The organism is Phaeovulum vinaykumarii (assembly GCF_900156695.1).
Classification (GTDB): domain Bacteria; phylum Pseudomonadota; class Alphaproteobacteria; order Rhodobacterales; family Rhodobacteraceae; genus Bieblia_A; species Bieblia_A vinaykumarii.
Window position 1 is genome coordinate 144003 of the sequence record NZ_FTOM01000002.1, and the last position, 14635, is coordinate 158637.

A 14635-nucleotide genomic window follows, 5' to 3' on the forward strand; every position below is an offset into this window, starting at 1 on the left:
ATTCCCGATGCGCAGGGCGGCTGCTAGGGTCGGCCCAGCACAAGCCCGAGGACATGATGACCGCCGAAGACCAGGCCCCCTTCGCCGCCGAGAAAGCCGCCGCCGCCGAATGGTTCGGCCTCTTGCGTGACCGGATCGTGGCGGCCTTCCAGAAGATCGAGGAAGAGGCCGGCTCGTCCGCCCGCTTCGAGGTGACGCCGACGACGCGCACCGCACCCGATGGTTCGGACGCGGGCGGGGGCGCGATGTCGATCCTCCGCGGCGGGCGCATCTTCGAGAAGATGGGCGTGGCGGTCTCGGCCGTCAGCGGCAGCCTCAACCCGCGCGCACAGGCGGCGATGGCGGCGCGCGGCGTGCCGGGGATCGAGGCCGACCCGCGCTTCTGGGCCTCGGGGATCAGCCTCGTGGCGCATATGCAGAACCCGCATTGCCCGGCGGTGCATCTGAACACGCGGATGTTCTGGACCCCGGCGGCCTGGTGGTTCGGCGGCGGGTCCGATCTGAACCCCTGCCTGCCCTACCCCGAGGACACGGCGCATTTCCACGACACGTTCCGCGCCGCCTGCGACGCCCATTCCCCGACCTATTACCCGCGCTTCAAGGCCTGGGCGGACGAATATTTCTTCATCCCGCATCGCGGCCGTGCGCGCGGCGAGGGCGGGATCTTCTTCGACGATCTGAACACCGGCGACTGGGCGGCGGATTTCGCCTTCGTGCGCGCGGTGGGCGAGGCGTTCCTTCCGGCCTTCCTGCCGCTGGTTGCCCGCCGGCACGACACACCCTGGAGCGCGGCCGACCGCGATGCGCAGCTGGCCCATCGCGGGCTTTATGCCGAATACAACCTGGTCGTGGACCGGGGCACCAAATTCGGGCTGGAGACCGGGCATGACGCCAATGCGGTGCTGATGACGATGCCGCCGGTCGCCACCTGGCCGTGACGGGGGCGTAAGGAGGGGGGGGCTAAGAGGCCAGCCGTTCTGATTCGTGTGGTTGCACGTCCACTGGATCTTGCGGACAAGTCCGTGGAAACGGCTTTCACGCAGGCAGAGGTGCTCGAGCAGGCAGTCCGGCATGCCCCTGGACTACTGTGGCTTCCTGCCGACAGGAGGCCGTCAATCTCTCATTTCTTCAGAGCAATAGCTTGAGCCACGAGCTCGGCGATGAAGAGATGGCTGAACCGACGCATCCTCACGAACAGAGGAACCGACAAGAAGCCGAAGATGAGAATCGCATAGTGGATGTTTTGTAAGCCGCCGGTTACGAAGAGGAGTGCTATCGTCAGGAGCGTGCCAGCAACAAGACCTCGGCACATGCCAAAGTTTCTATTGGAGGCATCAACCCTATGCGCGCCCCTCCGCCCGCACAACGGCATACGTCGCCCGAATTGCCTGATCATAGTTGTTCTTGTCGATCGATGACGGGTTCCCGGATACGAGATTGGCAAAGACGGACTCAAACTCTGCCCACTGAGCGCCCCCGAACCAGTTCTCTTTGTTCTTGAGCGCTTGATCGGCCTTGCCTACGCCGAGGATTTCTTGGGCGCGGTCGATAAGCCCTCCGAACGTCTGCACGACATGGCCGACCACGAATGAGATAATGAGGAATATCCCGAAGTCTCCAAGCGCGAAGCCTTCGCTGTGGAGAAATGAGCTCAACTCGGGAAAGAGGAGAGCAGCAGCAAGGGTAGGCAACGCTCCGGGCACGATGACACCCACATACTCGTAATCATCGAACGAACTCATGAACCGATCTCCAGGTGAATACGCGTCTCGGATTGTCCTACGATCACCATGACCGCAGGCCTTTCCTCAACGGAGAGGTCTGCCGCAACCTCCTTAATTTGCTTATGATCGACGGCGCTCTTTCCAGCCCCAAAGTCATCGGGAGTGATTGTGCCACTCGCCGATATAAGTGACTTGGTGCATAACCTTTTCGCAAGCCTTGTCGATCTGGACCCGAAGTCCTCGAATCCCGCGCTCGAACCCCGTGCGTCCGCTGACGCTATCGACCGGCGCGCGCAAGCCAGAGACGATCTCGATGCGCTTCCTGCTATGGTCGACGATGCCAAGAAGGGCGCCGCCGGTCTCGTTGGGCCCGAGGGAGTCCCGAAGAAGTTGAAGCCGAGCTTTCGCCAGTGGTGGCAATCGAACTTGCCAGCTTCCATCGGCGGCCATGTGGATCTCAACGAGCGCCATGGCACGACGTTCTCGCGTGAGGACTTTCTCCGCTTGGAGCGCGTTAACCAGGAGATCCTTGAAGACGAGGACCTTCGGGAAATGATCCGGAATAACCCGGAAGATGTCGTCCGACCGGAATTCGAGGCTCTGTTCATGGGTGCTCTGATCCGGATGTTCCAGCGCGATAGCCCGTGTCCCGATCAACCGTGACCGCGTGATGGATCGGGACATTGAGGACGCGATGGGCGTGCCGCCAGTTCGCGAGGATCGTTTGCACATCGGTCGAAAGAACGCGGTTTCGCTCCGAAAATCCGCGCCAGAGTTTCTTGTCCTTGTGAGCGGAGAAATCCCGGCACTGTCGAGCCAGGAAATCGATCCGGTTGTAGAGCCGATCGGCTGGCACATCGGCGAGCTCCATAATCCTCCGTAGCGGCACGTTATTGACCAGGAGCCGCAGGATCTCGCCCGTCTCCTTGGTTTCCTCATGTCGGCGCTTTCGCGATCCGATGGAAAAGGTCTTCTTGCAGCTTTTGCACTGATACCGAGGATCACCCTTGGGAGTTTCCCCATGAGCGCGGTAGGCGGATGGCATCAGCGACAGTGGCAAACGATGGCTGGAACACGCTGAATTCGGACGGTATTCCCGTTTGCTCCCCTATTCAGGTGCCTGAGGCGGGAATACTTTTCCACCAAGGCGACGTTGGACTTCAGCCGCGAGCTTTGCCCGCAGAGATTGCAGATATAAGCCCGATTTTCGCCAGATCCTTTGATCTTGCCGCGGGCGAGCTCCCGGCTCGTCTTGTGTAAGATCGGAGGCAACGAAAACGAGGCGCAGAGCGGATTACGACAGAAGTTCACGGTGAAGAGCCCGACGGTGCGCGGCACCAACGCCGTATCGATCGAGGCTCCCGAAGAATTCTTCGAGACTATTTCCGCTTTTTTGACCTTTTCGTTGTGCCTTGGCATGAGGCATATCAACGCCTTGCAGGGCATCAGTGGCAACACTCACTGTTCGCCAACCACACGAACCAGAACGGCTGGGGCTAAGAGGGGGGGGGCCAAAGGGCCGCCCCTCAGCCCTGTTCCTTGAGCAGCCGGCGCTTCTGGCGGTCCCAGTCGCGCTTGGCCTCGGTTGCGCGCTTGTCGGCCAGCTTCTTGCCCTTGGCGATGCCGATCTTCACCTTCACCCGCCCGCGGTCGTTGAAATACATCCGCAGCGGCACGAGGGTCATCCCCTCGCGGCCGATCGCGGCCCAGAGCCGGGCCAGTTCCTTGCGCGAGACCAGCAGCTTGCGCTTGCGCCGTTCCTCGTGGCCGAAGACGCCCGCTTCCTTGTAGGTGGCGATATAGGAGTTGATCAGCCACAATTCGCCGTCCTCGACCGAGGCATAGCTTTCGGCGATGTTGGATTGCCCGGTGCGCAGGGATTTCACCTCCGATCCGGTCAGCACGATGCCGGCCTCGAGGTCATCCTCGATGGCGTAATGATAGCGCGCCTGCCGGTTTTCGGCGATCAGCTTGGAATTGGGGTCGGATTTCTTGGCCATGATCGCTCCGAGATAGTCCCGCCCCTTGCGCCTGTCCAGAGCCGGCAGCCCCGCGCATGGCCTCTTGACCGGCGGGCATGCGGGTTCTAGCGCGGGCGGAAAGCAACGGATAGGTGACGCATGTTCGTCCAGATCGCGTTGGGCTCGGTTCTCATGCTGATGTCGGTCCTGATCGCGGGGCTGGCGGCCTGGGGGCTGGAATGGGTCTATGCCCGGACCCAGCACTGGCTGATGCGCGAACCGCACCGGCCCAAGCTGATGGTGGTGATCCTGTTCGCCTCGGCCGGGGTGATGGGGATCATGACCGCCGGCGTCTGGATCTGGGCGCTGGCCTATCTGTGGCTTGGCATCTTCCCCACGATCGAGGAGGCGGTCTATTTCTCGCTCGTGTCCTTTACCACGCTGGGCTACGGCGACGTGCTGTTGCCGCCCGAATGGGGGATCCTGGGCGGGATGGCGGCGGCGACGGGGCTTTTGAACATCGGGCTTCTGACCGCGCTTCTGGTCGAGGCGCTGCGCCATGTGCGGCTGGGTCAGGTCGAACACCGCCGCCGCCGCGCCGAGGAAGCCGAGGCCGCCATTCGCGCCCGCCGCCATCACTGATGGCCCGCTCCGACACCGAGCAAGAGCAAGCCGGACATGAAAAAGGGCGCCCGCAGGCGCCCTTTCGCGTTCGGATGTCGGGCCGGGATCAGGCCAGGGTCGGGTCGATGCCCTTGCAGGCGTCGACAAGGCCCTTCACCGCATCGACCGACTTGTCGAACATGACCTGTTCGTCCTTGTCGAGCTTGATGTCCACGACCTTCTCGATGCCGCCGGCGCCGATGATCGTCGGCACGCCGACATAAAGCCCCTTGAGACCAAAGGCGCCATCCACCCAGGCCGCGCAGGGCAGCAGGCGCTTCTGGTCCTTGAGATAGGCTTCCGCCATCTCGATGGCCGAGGTGGCCGGCGCATAGAAGGCCGAGCCGGTTTTCAGCAGGCCCACGATCTCGGCGCCGCCGTCACGGGTGCGCTGGATGATCGCGTCCAGTTTCTCCTGCGTGGTCCAGCCCATCTGCACCAGGTCGGGCAGCGGGATGCCGGCCACGGTCGAATAGCGCGCCAGCGGCACCATCGTGTCGCCGTGCCCGCCCAGAACGAAGGCGGTGACATCGCGCATCGAGACGCCGAATTCCACCGACAGGAAGTGACGGAAGCGCGCCGAATCGAGCACGCCGGCCATGCCCACCACCTTGTTGTGCGGCAGGCCCGAGAATTCGCGCAAGGCCCAGACCATCGCGTCGAGCGGGTTGGTGATGCAGATCACGAAGGCGTTGGGGGCGTGGGCCTTGATGCCTTCGCCGACGGCTTTCATGACCTTGAGGTTGATGCCCAGAAGATCGTCGCGGCTCATGCCCGGCTTGCGCGGCACGCCGGCGGTCACGATGCAGACATCGGCGCCCGCGATATCGGCGTAATCGTTGGTGCCCTTCATCACGGCATCGAAACCTTCCGACGGGCCGGATTCGGCGATGTCGAGAGCCTTGCCCTGGGGCGTGCCCTCGGCGATGTCGAACAGCACGACGTCTCCGAGTTCCTTGATCGCGGCAAGATGGGCAAGCGTGCCGCCGATCTGCCCGGCGCCGATCAGCGCGATCTTGGGTCTGGCCATGGATGATCCTCCGAAAGTCGGGTTGAGTGCGAAATGCTGACGCAGTGCTGCCTAGCGCCTCGGGCTGGGCCGCGCAAGATCGCGGGCCCGCTGGGGGCGCTATCAGGCCGTCTGTGTCGAATTACGCTGCGGTGCGGCGCAATGGGGCTTGTCGAATATGCCGAAAATGTGCTCCACAGCGCAAGATTGTTGCGAGGAGAGAATCATGACCCAGGCCGCCGCACCCGCACGCCCCTATCGTTCGGTTCTGTATATCCCCGGTTCCAAGGATCGGGCGCTGGAAAAGGCCCGCACGCTGGCCACCGATGCGATCATCTTCGACCTCGAGGACGCCGTGGCCCCCGACGAGAAGCTCCGCGCGCGCGAATTGCTGGCCGAGACGCTGCGCAGCGCCGATTACGGCGGGCGGGCGCGGATCGTGCGGATCAACGGGCTGGACACCGAATGGGGGGCGGACGACGCGCGCGCCTTTGCCGGGGCCGGGGTCGAGGCGATCCTGATCCCCAAGGTGTCGTCGCCGGCCGATCTGGATGCGGTGGCCGCGCTGGTGCCCGAAACGCCGCTCTGGGCGATGATGGAAACCGCGGCCGGCATGCTGAACGCGGCCGCCATTGCCGCGCATCCGCGCCTTCAGGGCATGGTCATGGGCACCAACGACCTGGCCAAGGAGCTGGGCTGCCGGTTCCGCACCGACCGTCTGGCGCTTCAGGCGGGGCTGGGGCTGTGCCTGCTGGCGGCGCGCGCGCATGGGCTGGTGATCGTGGACGGCGTCTACAACGCCTTCAAGGATGACGAGGGCCTGCGCGCCGAATGCGAACAGGGCCGCGACATGGGCTTTGATGGCAAGACCCTGATCCACCCCGCGCAGCTTGCCATCGCCAATGCCGCCTTTGCCCCCTCGGAAGCCGAGGTCGATCTGGCCCGCCGTCAGATCGCCGCCTTCGAGGAGGCGCAGGCCCAGGGGCTGGGTGTCGCGGTCGTGGATGGAAAGATCGTCGAAAACCTGCATATCGTGACAGCGCGGCAGATTCTGGCCAAAGCCGAGGCCATCGCCGCCATGCAGGAAAGCTGACGCCACAATCCGAAAGGGCCCCGCCATGGACTTGCTGATCCCCGGACTGATCCTCTTCGTCTTTGCCCATCTGTTCAAACGCCTCTTCCCGAAGCTGCGCGCGTTCCTGGGCTCACCGGGCAAGGTGGTTCTGGGGCTGGTGATGCTGGCGTCGGTCGTGCTGATGGTCATGGGCTATCGCGCGGCCGAGGTGGTGCCGGTCTATGACACGATGCCCGCGCTCTATCACGCCAACAACGCGCTGATGATCCTGTCGCTCTACCTCTTCGCGGTGGGCGGCACGAAATCGGTTCTGGTCGGCGTGATCCGCCACCCGATGCTGTGGGGCGCGGTGATCTGGGCTATCGCCCACCTGATGGTGAACGGCGATCTGGCCTCGGTGGTGCTGTTCGGCGGCATTCTGGTCTGGGCCATCCTGGAGATGGTGCTGATCAACCGCGCAGGCCCTTGGGAAAACCGGATCAAGGGCAGCCTGAAGGGCGACCTGAAGGCGTTGGGCGGCGTGGTCGTCGTTTATGGCCTCATCGCCGGTGTGCACATCTGGCTGGGCTACAACCCCTTCGTGATGGCGCAATGAAACTCTATCGCCTTCTGACCGAGGACGACACCTCGGCCTTCTGCCACAAGGTGTCGGCGGCGCTGGCCGCCGGCTGGGAGCTTCACGGAGACCCGGCCTATGCCTTTGACGCCGCGCGCGGCGTCATGCGCTGTGCCCAGGCCGTGACCAAGGAGGTTGCGGGCGATTACCACCCCGAACTGAAACTGGGAGAGCAGTGAGATGAAGACCAATCCGGGCCGTTTCTTCGAGGATTACAAGGTGGGCGATGTCATTCGCCACGCCGTGCCGCGCACCGTCTCCGGGGGTGAGCGCGCGCTCTATCACGCGCTCTATCCGGCGCGGCATGCGATCTATTCCTCGGATGAATTCGCCCGGAGCTGCGGTCTGCCCGCCGCGCCGATCGACGATCTGGCCGCCTTTCATGTCGTCTTCGGCAAGACGGTTCCCGACATCAGCCTGAACGCGGTGGCCAACCTCGGCTATGCCGAGGGGCGCTGGCTCAAGCCGGTCTTTGCCGGCGACACGCTGCGCTCGGAATCCGAGGTCATCGGCCTCAAGCAGAATTCCAACGGCAAGTCGGGCGTGGTCTGGGTGCGCACCCGCGGGCTGAACCAGAACGACGAGATCGTGATGGAATATGTCCGCTGGGTCATGGTGCGCAAATGCGACGAGAGCCGCCCCGCGCCCGAGACCGTGGTGCCCGAACTGGCGCCGGTGGTGGCCGCCAGCGATCTGGTGATCCCCGAGGGGCTGGATTTCACCGGCTATGACTTCACCCTGGCGGGCGAGGCGCATCGCTGGGGCGATTACGAGATCGGCGAGAAGATCGACCATGTGGACGGCGTGACCATCGAGGAAGCCGAGCACATGATGGCCACCCGGCTGTGGCAGAACACCGCCAAGGTGCATTTCGACGCCACCTTCCGCGAGGACGGCCGCCGGCTGATCTATGGCGGGCATGTCATCTCGATGGCGCGGGCGCTGTCGTTCAACGGGCTGGCCAATGCGCAGATGATCGTGGCGCTGAACGGGGGCGCGCATGCGAATCCCTGTTTCGCCGGCGACACGGTGCGCGTCTGGTCCGAAGTTCTGGACAAGGCCGAGACCGCAGCCCCCGGCGTGGGCGCGATCCGACTGCGACTTGTTGCCCTGCGTCATGGCGCAGAGCCCTTTTCTCTAAGGACCGACGACGGTCGCTATGGTTCCGAGGTGCTTCTCGATCTTGATTATTGGGCGCTGATGCCGCTTTGATCGGTTCACCTGCGACGGGCTTCGCAGCGGGGCGGGGGTGACTTCGGTCGCAACCGCCCCATTCCTTTCCGGCCCTTCCCGACATGGATCCGCCTGTCCCGGACCGCCGTCCGGTCGCGCTGCGGTGCCCGGCTACCGCACGCGACGCAGAAGGCGACTCGGGCGCGGAAGACGGCGTGCTGTTTGCGCCAACATGTGATCACGGCGTGAAAAAATGTGATCACAAAACACATTTTTTATGCGCAAGCCTCGCGCAAAGCCGATTTTTCCGTGCCGGGGCGCGTGACTTGACCGAAGTTTTGGGCCAATAGGGTCTGGAATTCCAGCCAGCTTTGCGCCGGACCGATGCCGTGTCGGGCGCTTGCGCCTGCGACGAAGGGATATGACCATGGCTGACGCAAACCGGGTGGACCGGCCGCTCTCTCCGCATCTTCAGATCTATCGCCCGCAGTTGACCTCGGTCACGTCGATCCTGACGCGGATCACCGGCAACGGGCTGATCATCACCGCCTTCCTGGTCGTGTGGTGGCTGCTGGCGGCCGCGACGGGTGCCGACAGCTTTGCCACGGCCGATGCGGTGCTGACCTCGTGGTTCGGCGATCTGTGCCTGGCGGCGTCGACCTGGGCGCTGTGGTATCATTTCCTGGCCGGTCTGCGTCACCTCTACTGGGACGCCGGCAAGGGCCTCGAGATCCACACGGCCGAGAAACTGGGCGTCGCCGTGATCGCCGGCGCCTTCGTGCTGAGCATCCTGACCTTCCTGGTCGTGTGAGGGGGACGACATGCGTTATCTGACCGACCGCAAACGCGCCGAGGGCCGCGGGGCCGCCCATTCCGGCACGGCCGACCATTGGTACATGACGGTGTCCGCCGTCGCGCTGGCCTTCATGACGCCGGCCTTCATCTATGTGATGGGCTCGGCCATCGGCACCTCGCACGAGGAGGTGCTGGCCACCTTCTCGCGGCCCTTCCCGGCGATCCTGGCGGGGCTTTACCTGGTGGTGGCGATGCAGCATTTCCGCCGCGGCGCCGCGATGATGATCTCGGATTATTCGCAAGGCATCACCCGCAAGGCGCTGACCATCGGCGCGATTTCCATTTCCTACGCGGTGATTGCGGCGGGCGTTTTCGCGCTGGCCCGCATCGCGCTCTGAGAGGGCTGACGACATGGCAGCTTATGCCTACGAGACGCATGAATACGACGTGGTGGTGGTGGGGGCCGGCGGCGCCGGCCTGCGCGCCACGCTGGGCATGGCCGAACAGGGCCTGCGCACCGCCTGCGTGACCAAGGTCTTCCCGACCCGCTCGCACACGGTCGCCGCCCAGGGCGGCATCGCCGCCAGCCTGGGCAACATGGGCCCCGACAGCTGGCAGTGGCACATGTATGACACCGTCAAGGGCTCGGACTGGCTGGGCGACACCGACGCGATGGAATACCTCGCGCGCGAGGCGCCCAAGGCCGTCTACGAGCTGGAACATTACGGCGTGCCCTTCTCGCGGACCGAGGAAGGCAAGATCTACCAGCGTCCCTTCGGCGGCCACACCACCGAATTCGGCGAAGGCCCGCCCGTGCAGCGCACCTGCGCCGCGGCCGACCGCACCGGCCACGCCATCCTGCACACGCTCTATGGCCAGTCGCTCAAGCAGAAGGCCGAGTTCTTCATCGAATATTTCGCCATCGACCTGATCATGTCCGAAGATGGCGTCTGCCAGGGCGTGGTCTGCTGGAAGCTCGATGACGGCACGATGCATGTCTTCAACGCCAAGATGGTCGTTCTGGCCACCGGCGGTTACGGCCGCGCCTATTTCTCGGCGACCTCGGCGCATACCTGCACCGGCGACGGCGGCGGCATGGTGGCGCGCGCGGGCCTGCCGCTTCAGGACATGGAATTCGTGCAGTTCCACCCGACCGGCATCTATGGTTCGGGCTGCCTCATCACCGAAGGCGCGCGCGGCGAAGGCGGCTATCTGACCAACGCCGAGGGTGAGCGCTTCATGGAACGCTATGCCCCCCACTACAAGGATCTGGCGCCGCGCGACTATGTCTCGCGCTGCATGACCATGGAAATCCGCGAAGGCCGCGGCGTGGGCGAGCATGGCGACCACATCCACCTGAACCTCAGCCACCTGCCGCCCGAGGCGCTGGCCGAGCGTCTGCCCGGCATCTCGGAAAGCGCCAAGATCTTTGCCGGCGTCGACGTCACCAAGGAGCCGATCCCGGTCCTGCCGACGGTGCACTACAACATGGGCGGCATCCCCACCAACTACTGGGGCGAGGCGCTGAACCCGACCGCGGCCAACCCGACCGCCGTCGTGCCCGGCCTGATGGCCGTGGGCGAGGCCGGCTGCGCCAGCGTGCACGGCGCCAACCGTCTGGGCTCGAACTCGCTGATCGACCTGGTGGTCTTCGGACGCGCCGCGGCGATCCGGGCCGGCCAGGTGGTCGACCGCACCAAGGGCAACCCCGAGCTGAACGCCGCCTCGGTCGAGAAGGCCTTTGCCCGCTTTGACGCGCTGCGCCATGCCGACGGCGGCACGCCCACGGCCGAGCTGCGTCTGGAGATGCAGCGCACCATGCAGGCCGATGCCGCGGTGTTCCGCACCTCGAAGACGCTGGCCGAAGGCGTCGAGAAGATGACCGCCATCGCCGGCAAGCTGGACGATCTGAAGGTCACCGACCGCTCGCTCATCTGGAACTCGGACCTGATGGAGACGCTCGAGCTGACCAACCTGATGCCCAACGCGCTGGCGACGATTGTCGGGGCCGAGGCGCGCAAGGAAAGCCGCGGCGCCCATGCGCACGAGGATTTCACCACGCGCGACGACGAAAACTGGCGCAAGCACACGGTCAGCCGGGTCGAAGGCAATGCGGTCACGCTGAGCTATCGTCCGGTCGTCACCGATCCGCTGACGACCGAGGCCGAGGGGGGCATCAGCCTGTCCACCATCGCGCCGAAGGCCCGGACCTTCTGATGACCGGGGCCGGGGCAGTCCCGTCCGGGGCGGCGCGTGCCTTGCGCGCGGCCGTCCTGGCCGGTCCCGCCCTGGCGCTGGCGGCCTGCGCGGCGTCGATGCCGCGCGACCGGGCCGAAGAGGTCTGCTTCGAGGAGGCGCGTCTGGCGCTCCACCCGCGCGGGCAGGTGGCGCTGGGCGTCGCCTCGGGGCGCGGCCTTGTCTCGAAGGTCGAGATCGACCTGTCGAGCGCCTATCTGATGGGCCGGGATCCGGCCGAGGTCTACGCGCGTTGCGTGAAATCGAAATCCGGCCAGCCTCCGTCGCGGCCGCTCTATTCCCGAACTGACTGGAAGGGATAAGTCATGGTTCAGTTGACCCTGCCCAAGAACTCGAAGATCCGCACGGGCAAGACCTGGCCGCGCCCCGAGGGCAAGAACGTCCGCAAGTTCCTGATCTATCGCTGGGATCCGGACACGGGCGAAAACCCGCGTGTCGACACCTATTTCGTCGACGTCGACAAATGCGGCCCGATGATCCTGGATGCGCTTATCAAGATCAAGAACGAGATCGACCCGACGCTGACCTTCCGCCGGTCGTGCCGCGAGGGGATCTGCGGCTCCTGCGCGATGAACATCGACGGCACCAACACGCTGGCCTGCATCAAGGGCCTCGACGAGGTGAAGGGCGACGTCAAGATCTATCCGCTGCCGCATATGCCGGTGGTCAAGGATCTGATCCCCGATCTGACGCATTTCTATGCCCAGCATGCCTCGATCATGCCGTGGCTGGAAACCAAGACCAACCGTCCGGCCAAGGAATGGCGCCAGTCGATCGAGGATCGCAAGAAACTCGACGGGCTCTATGAATGCGTGATGTGCGCGTCGTGCTCGACCTCGTGCCCCAGCTATTGGTGGAACGGCGACCGCTATCTGGGCCCGGCGTCGCTGCTGCATGCCTATCGCTGGATCATCGACAGCCGTGACGAGGCCACCGCCGAGCGTCTGGACGCGCTCGAGGATCCGTTCAAGCTCTATCGCTGCCACACGATCATGAATTGCGCCAAGACCTGTCCCAAGGGTCTGAACCCGGCCAAGGCCATCGCCGAGATCAAGAAGATGATGGTCTCGCGCAGGGTCTGAGACACGCCGGGCGGACACGGATCCGAGGGGTGCGCCAGCCGGCGCGCCTCTCGGAACGGTCGCCGCAGTGCCCGATCTGCGGCGCTGACCTCGGGGGAAAACGCATGGCCGTTCCGGACTCGAAGGCGGCGTTGCTCGACGCCATCTCCACGACATTCGACCGCTTGATGGCCAATCTGCTGCGGGTTCCCGATGCGCGCGCGCAGGACAGGTCCATGCCGGGTCATGCCGCCGGAACCCTGATGAGTCCGTCCGACCTCGTGGCCTATCTCATCGGCTGGAACGCACTTGTCCTGAAGTGGCTTGCGCGCGACGATGCCGGTCAGCCGGTGGTCTTTCCGGAGGAAGGGTTCAACTGGAACCAGCTCGGGCTTCTGGCGCAGAAATTCCAGACCGATTGTCCCGAAGGTGACTGGCCTGCGCGCCTGGAGCGCCTGGCCGCGCTCAAGGCGCAGGTGGTCGAGACCGTTTCCAGGCGTTCGGACCTCGAGCTTTACGGCAGCCCCTGGTATGGGAAATGGACCAAGGGGCGCATGATCCAGCTGAACACCTCGTCCCCCTACATGAACGCCCGCAAGCGCCTTCGCGCGTGGCTGCGCGACGCGGAGCGGGCGGGTCTCACGTCCTGAAGGGGCGGCTCAGTCGAAGACGCCGGTCACGCGGCCCAGCAGCATGAAGGCGCGGGCGGTGCGGGTTTCGGACAGCGCGGCCAGGTCGGCGTCGGAGGCCGTCTTCTCGAAATCGGCCATGATGCGGTCGAACTGGCGCAGGACATGGTGGGCGGCGTCGCGGAAGACCGCATCCTGGCGCATCCGCCCCGCCGTCAGCGCCAGGCTCGAGCGGTCGTGGATCCCGCCCAGCTCGGCGATGCTACGGCCCCGCTCGCCGCGCGCGAACCGCCGCCAGGCCGCAGGCGACACCGGGTCGGGGGTCAGGTCTTCCATGAAGATCCCGTCCTGCGACAGCAGCGTCAGCGCATCTTGCGCCGCGCGGATCAGCTTGGCGGTCCGGTGGTCGTCCAGCGCGCGGCGCAGCGCGCGAAAGCCCGCGCGGTCGTTGCGGTCTTCGGGAAAATTCAGCGCGCGCAGGAAATCGGTGACAGACACGGGCGGCCGCATCGCATCGTCGGGGGTGCCCAGCGCCAGCGTGGGCTCGGCCTCGCTGGCGGGGGCGGGACGCGCGGCGGGCAGCGCGGCCTTCTGTTCGGGTGCGGGCGGTGGTGCGGCGGGCGTGCGCGGCGGTGCGGCGGGGCGCGGCTGATGGCGGCGTGCGGCCGTCCCGCCGCCCCCGCCGCCCCCGCGCATGTCCGAGGAGGCGCCGGTGGCCGCGCGCATCTGTGCCTGCTGGGACTGCCAGCTGGCGCGCATGGTCTCGATCGTGCGTTGAAGGCGCTCGGCCTCGGCGCGCATGGTGCGGGCGCTGCGCGCCGCCATCGCGGCCACCCAGATCAGCACGACAGGCAGGAACACCCCCACCAGCGCCACGATCGTCGAGAGCAGCCCCCCCGAGGTCAGATCGCCGCCGTTGTGGTCCAGCGACCAGAAGAACAGCCCCACAAGACCCAGCCAGCCCAGCGACACCAGCGCCGCCGCCAGTTCAGGCGACATCAGCCCCGGTTCGCCGGGGCTCAGGCGCGCCCGCATGCCCAGGGGCGGCGGCACATCACCGGCGCCGGTCTCCGCGGGCGGCATGTCGTCGTCGGAGGGCTGGGGAGTGCCTTGCGACATGGCGCGCGCCCTGACCTCAGATGTAGCGGATCGAGACGATCTCGTAGCTCTTGCCGCCGCCGGGCGTGCGCACTTCGACGCTGTCGCCTTCGTCCTTGCCGATCAGCGCACGGGCCAGCGGCGAGCGCATGTTCAGCAGGCCGCGTTCGATGTCGGCCTCGGCCTCGCCCACGATCTGATAGGTCTTTTGCTCTTCGGTGTCCTCATCGACAAGGGTCACCGTGGCGCCGAACTTGATCGAGCCGGACAGCTTCGAGGGGTCGATCACCTCGGCCAGCGAGATCAGCCCCTCGAGTTCGCGGATGCGGCCCTCGATGAAGCTCTGGCGTTCGCGGGCGGCGTGGTATTCGGCGTTCTCGGACAGGTCGCCATGCGCCCGTGCCTCGGCAATGTCGCGGATGACCGCGGGACGATCCACGGTCTTGAGGGTCTTGAGCTCGTTGTCCAGCGCGTCGAAACCCGCGCGGGTCATCGGGATCTTTTCCATGGCAGGGGCTCGCGGTTCAGGGCTTGCGAAACGTGTTTCTTGTCGTGTGGTCTCGCCTGTAAATCCG

General features: G+C 65.4%; 20 protein-coding genes. 14 read left to right on the plus strand and 6 right to left on the minus strand.

The annotated features are described in order from the left end of the window. Positions 1–56 precede the first annotated feature (56 nt). On the plus strand, positions 57–938 hold the full coding sequence (gene hemF, locus BW949_RS04955; RefSeq protein ID WP_076364785.1) for an oxygen-dependent coproporphyrinogen oxidase: 882 nt from the start codon (positions 57–59) through the stop codon (positions 936–938). 182 nt (positions 939–1120) lie between these two features. Here hemF and BW949_RS17245 read toward each other — a convergent pair whose 3' ends face one another. Together BW949_RS17245 and BW949_RS04965 are read right to left on the minus strand one after the other, a co-directional pair. Next, complete coding sequence (locus BW949_RS17245; protein WP_210187211.1) at positions 1121–1312, minus strand: hypothetical protein; 192 nt, start codon at positions 1310–1312, stop codon at positions 1121–1123. A gap of 28 nt (positions 1313–1340) precedes the next feature. Further along, positions 1341–1742 (minus strand): hypothetical protein, encoded by a 402-nt coding sequence (locus tag BW949_RS04965; protein ID WP_076363848.1) that lies wholly within the window; start codon positions 1740–1742, stop codon positions 1341–1343. 174 nt (positions 1743–1916) lie between these two features. Between BW949_RS04965 and BW949_RS04970 the strand changes: the two genes are divergently transcribed. After that, positions 1917–2387, plus strand: a complete 471-nt coding sequence (locus tag BW949_RS04970; protein ID WP_143524411.1) for a hypothetical protein — start codon at positions 1917–1919, stop codon at positions 2385–2387. A 7-nt stretch (positions 2388–2394) separates the two neighbouring features. Then, positions 2395–2607 carry a hypothetical protein gene (locus BW949_RS16745; protein ID WP_143524412.1) on the plus strand — a complete coding sequence of 71 codons (213 nt, stop codon included), beginning with the start codon at positions 2395–2397 and terminating at the stop codon, positions 2605–2607. Positions 2608–3250: 643 nt separating this feature from the next. On the opposite strand, the gene smpB is transcribed toward BW949_RS16745, so the two are convergent. Beyond that, positions 3251–3724, minus strand: a complete 474-nt coding sequence (smpB, locus tag BW949_RS04975; RefSeq protein WP_076363850.1) for an SsrA-binding protein SmpB — start codon at positions 3722–3724, stop codon at positions 3251–3253. Positions 3725–3844: 120 nt separating this feature from the next. On the opposite strand from smpB, the gene BW949_RS04980 reads away from it, so the two are divergent. Further along, entirely contained in the window at positions 3845–4327 is a 483-nt protein-coding gene (locus BW949_RS04980; RefSeq protein WP_076363851.1) for an ion channel, read from the plus strand. Positions 4328–4415: 88 nt separating this feature from the next. Here BW949_RS04980 and mdh read toward each other — a convergent pair whose 3' ends face one another. Then, complete coding sequence (mdh, locus tag BW949_RS04985; protein ID WP_076363852.1) at positions 4416–5378, minus strand: malate dehydrogenase; 963 nt, start codon at positions 5376–5378, stop codon at positions 4416–4418. 205 nt (positions 5379–5583) lie between these two features. Between mdh and BW949_RS04990 the strand changes: the two genes are divergently transcribed. The 10 genes from BW949_RS04990 (at position 5584) to BW949_RS05035 (ending at position 12983) form a co-directional block, all read left to right on the plus strand. Beyond that, a complete protein-coding gene (locus BW949_RS04990; RefSeq protein ID WP_076363853.1) occupies positions 5584–6450 on the plus strand; it encodes an HpcH/HpaI aldolase/citrate lyase family protein in 867 nt (288 codons plus the stop codon). Positions 6451–6475: 25 nt separating this feature from the next. Further along, positions 6476–7027: an NnrU family protein gene (locus BW949_RS04995; RefSeq protein WP_076363854.1), complete on the plus strand. Its 552-nt coding sequence runs from the start codon at positions 6476–6478 to the stop codon at positions 7025–7027. Then, the gene (locus tag BW949_RS05000; RefSeq protein WP_076363855.1) at positions 7024–7227 is read left to right on the plus strand and encodes a DUF1737 domain-containing protein; all 204 of its coding nucleotides are present in this window, start codon (positions 7024–7026) and stop codon (positions 7225–7227) included. The genes BW949_RS04995 and BW949_RS05000 overlap by 4 nt, the downstream gene beginning before the upstream one ends. A gap of 1 nt (position 7228) precedes the next feature. Continuing rightward, on the plus strand, positions 7229–8260 hold the full coding sequence (locus tag BW949_RS05005) for a MaoC family dehydratase (RefSeq protein WP_076363856.1): 1032 nt from the start codon (positions 7229–7231) through the stop codon (positions 8258–8260). Positions 8261–8648: 388 nt separating this feature from the next. Further along, positions 8649–9032: a succinate dehydrogenase, cytochrome b556 subunit gene (sdhC, locus tag BW949_RS05010; protein WP_076364787.1), complete on the plus strand. Its 384-nt coding sequence runs from the start codon at positions 8649–8651 to the stop codon at positions 9030–9032. Positions 9033–9042: 10 nt separating this feature from the next. Next, entirely contained in the window at positions 9043–9414 is a 372-nt protein-coding gene (gene sdhD / locus BW949_RS05015) for a succinate dehydrogenase, hydrophobic membrane anchor protein (RefSeq protein WP_076363857.1), read from the plus strand. Positions 9415–9427: 13 nt separating this feature from the next. Then, positions 9428–11233 (plus strand): succinate dehydrogenase flavoprotein subunit, encoded by a 1806-nt coding sequence (gene sdhA / locus BW949_RS05020; RefSeq protein ID WP_076363858.1) that lies wholly within the window; start codon positions 9428–9430, stop codon positions 11231–11233. Further along, the gene (locus BW949_RS05025; RefSeq protein ID WP_076363859.1) at positions 11233–11574 is read left to right on the plus strand and encodes a hypothetical protein; all 342 of its coding nucleotides are present in this window, start codon (positions 11233–11235) and stop codon (positions 11572–11574) included. The genes sdhA and BW949_RS05025 overlap by 1 nt, the downstream gene beginning before the upstream one ends. A gap of 3 nt (positions 11575–11577) precedes the next feature. After that, positions 11578–12354 carry a succinate dehydrogenase iron-sulfur subunit gene (locus tag BW949_RS05030; RefSeq protein WP_076363860.1) on the plus strand — a complete coding sequence of 259 codons (777 nt, stop codon included), beginning with the start codon at positions 11578–11580 and terminating at the stop codon, positions 12352–12354. A gap of 104 nt (positions 12355–12458) precedes the next feature. After that, positions 12459–12983 carry a ClbS/DfsB family four-helix bundle protein gene (locus BW949_RS05035; protein ID WP_076363861.1) on the plus strand — a complete coding sequence of 175 codons (525 nt, stop codon included), beginning with the start codon at positions 12459–12461 and terminating at the stop codon, positions 12981–12983. Between the two features lie 9 nt (positions 12984–12992). On the opposite strand, the gene BW949_RS05040 is transcribed toward BW949_RS05035, so the two are convergent. Both BW949_RS05040 and greA read right to left on the minus strand, forming a co-directional pair. Then, positions 12993–14081, minus strand: coding sequence for a hypothetical protein (locus tag BW949_RS05040; RefSeq protein WP_235816208.1), 1089 nt, complete (start codon positions 14079–14081; stop codon positions 12993–12995). Positions 14082–14097: 16 nt separating this feature from the next. Further along, positions 14098–14568, minus strand: coding sequence for a transcription elongation factor GreA (gene greA, locus BW949_RS05045; RefSeq protein ID WP_076363862.1), 471 nt, complete (start codon positions 14566–14568; stop codon positions 14098–14100). Between the last annotated feature and the right edge of the window lie 67 nt (positions 14569–14635).

Bases quoted from the DNA above. Each gene is read 5' to 3' on its own strand.
- mdh (WP_076363852.1), bottom strand. From the start codon at position 5,378: ATGGCCAGACCCAAGATCGCGCTGATCGGCGCCGGGCAGATCGGCGGC.
- hemF (WP_076364785.1), top strand. From the start codon at position 57: ATGACCGCCGAAGACCAGGCCCCCTTCGCCGCCGAGAAAGCCGCCGCC.
- BW949_RS05030 (WP_076363860.1), top strand. From the start codon at position 11,578: ATGGTTCAGTTGACCCTGCCCAAGAACTCGAAGATCCGCACGGGCAAG.
- BW949_RS05025 (WP_076363859.1), top strand. From the start codon at position 11,233: ATGACCGGGGCCGGGGCAGTCCCGTCCGGGGCGGCGCGTGCCTTGCGC.
- sdhD (WP_076363857.1), top strand. From the start codon at position 9,043: ATGCGTTATCTGACCGACCGCAAACGCGCCGAGGGCCGCGGGGCCGCC.
- BW949_RS04980 (WP_076363851.1), top strand. From the start codon at position 3,845: ATGTTCGTCCAGATCGCGTTGGGCTCGGTTCTCATGCTGATGTCGGTC.
- BW949_RS05005 (WP_076363856.1), top strand. From the start codon at position 7,229: ATGAAGACCAATCCGGGCCGTTTCTTCGAGGATTACAAGGTGGGCGAT.
- BW949_RS05040 (WP_235816208.1), bottom strand. From the start codon at position 14,081: ATGTCGCAAGGCACTCCCCAGCCCTCCGACGACGACATGCCGCCCGCG.
- BW949_RS05035 (WP_076363861.1), top strand. From the start codon at position 12,459: ATGGCCGTTCCGGACTCGAAGGCGGCGTTGCTCGACGCCATCTCCACG.
- BW949_RS04995 (WP_076363854.1), top strand. From the start codon at position 6,476: ATGGACTTGCTGATCCCCGGACTGATCCTCTTCGTCTTTGCCCATCTG.
- BW949_RS05000 (WP_076363855.1), top strand. From the start codon at position 7,024: ATGAAACTCTATCGCCTTCTGACCGAGGACGACACCTCGGCCTTCTGC.
- BW949_RS16745 (WP_143524412.1), top strand. From the start codon at position 2,395: ATGGATCGGGACATTGAGGACGCGATGGGCGTGCCGCCAGTTCGCGAG.
- BW949_RS04990 (WP_076363853.1), top strand. From the start codon at position 5,584: ATGACCCAGGCCGCCGCACCCGCACGCCCCTATCGTTCGGTTCTGTAT.
- greA (WP_076363862.1), bottom strand. From the start codon at position 14,568: ATGGAAAAGATCCCGATGACCCGCGCGGGTTTCGACGCGCTGGACAAC.
- BW949_RS17245 (WP_210187211.1), bottom strand. From the start codon at position 1,312: ATGTGCCGAGGTCTTGTTGCTGGCACGCTCCTGACGATAGCACTCCTC.
- BW949_RS04965 (WP_076363848.1), bottom strand. From the start codon at position 1,742: ATGAGTTCGTTCGATGATTACGAGTATGTGGGTGTCATCGTGCCCGGA.
- sdhC (WP_076364787.1), top strand. From the start codon at position 8,649: ATGGCTGACGCAAACCGGGTGGACCGGCCGCTCTCTCCGCATCTTCAG.
- smpB (WP_076363850.1), bottom strand. From the start codon at position 3,724: ATGGCCAAGAAATCCGACCCCAATTCCAAGCTGATCGCCGAAAACCGG.
- sdhA (WP_076363858.1), top strand. From the start codon at position 9,428: ATGGCAGCTTATGCCTACGAGACGCATGAATACGACGTGGTGGTGGTG.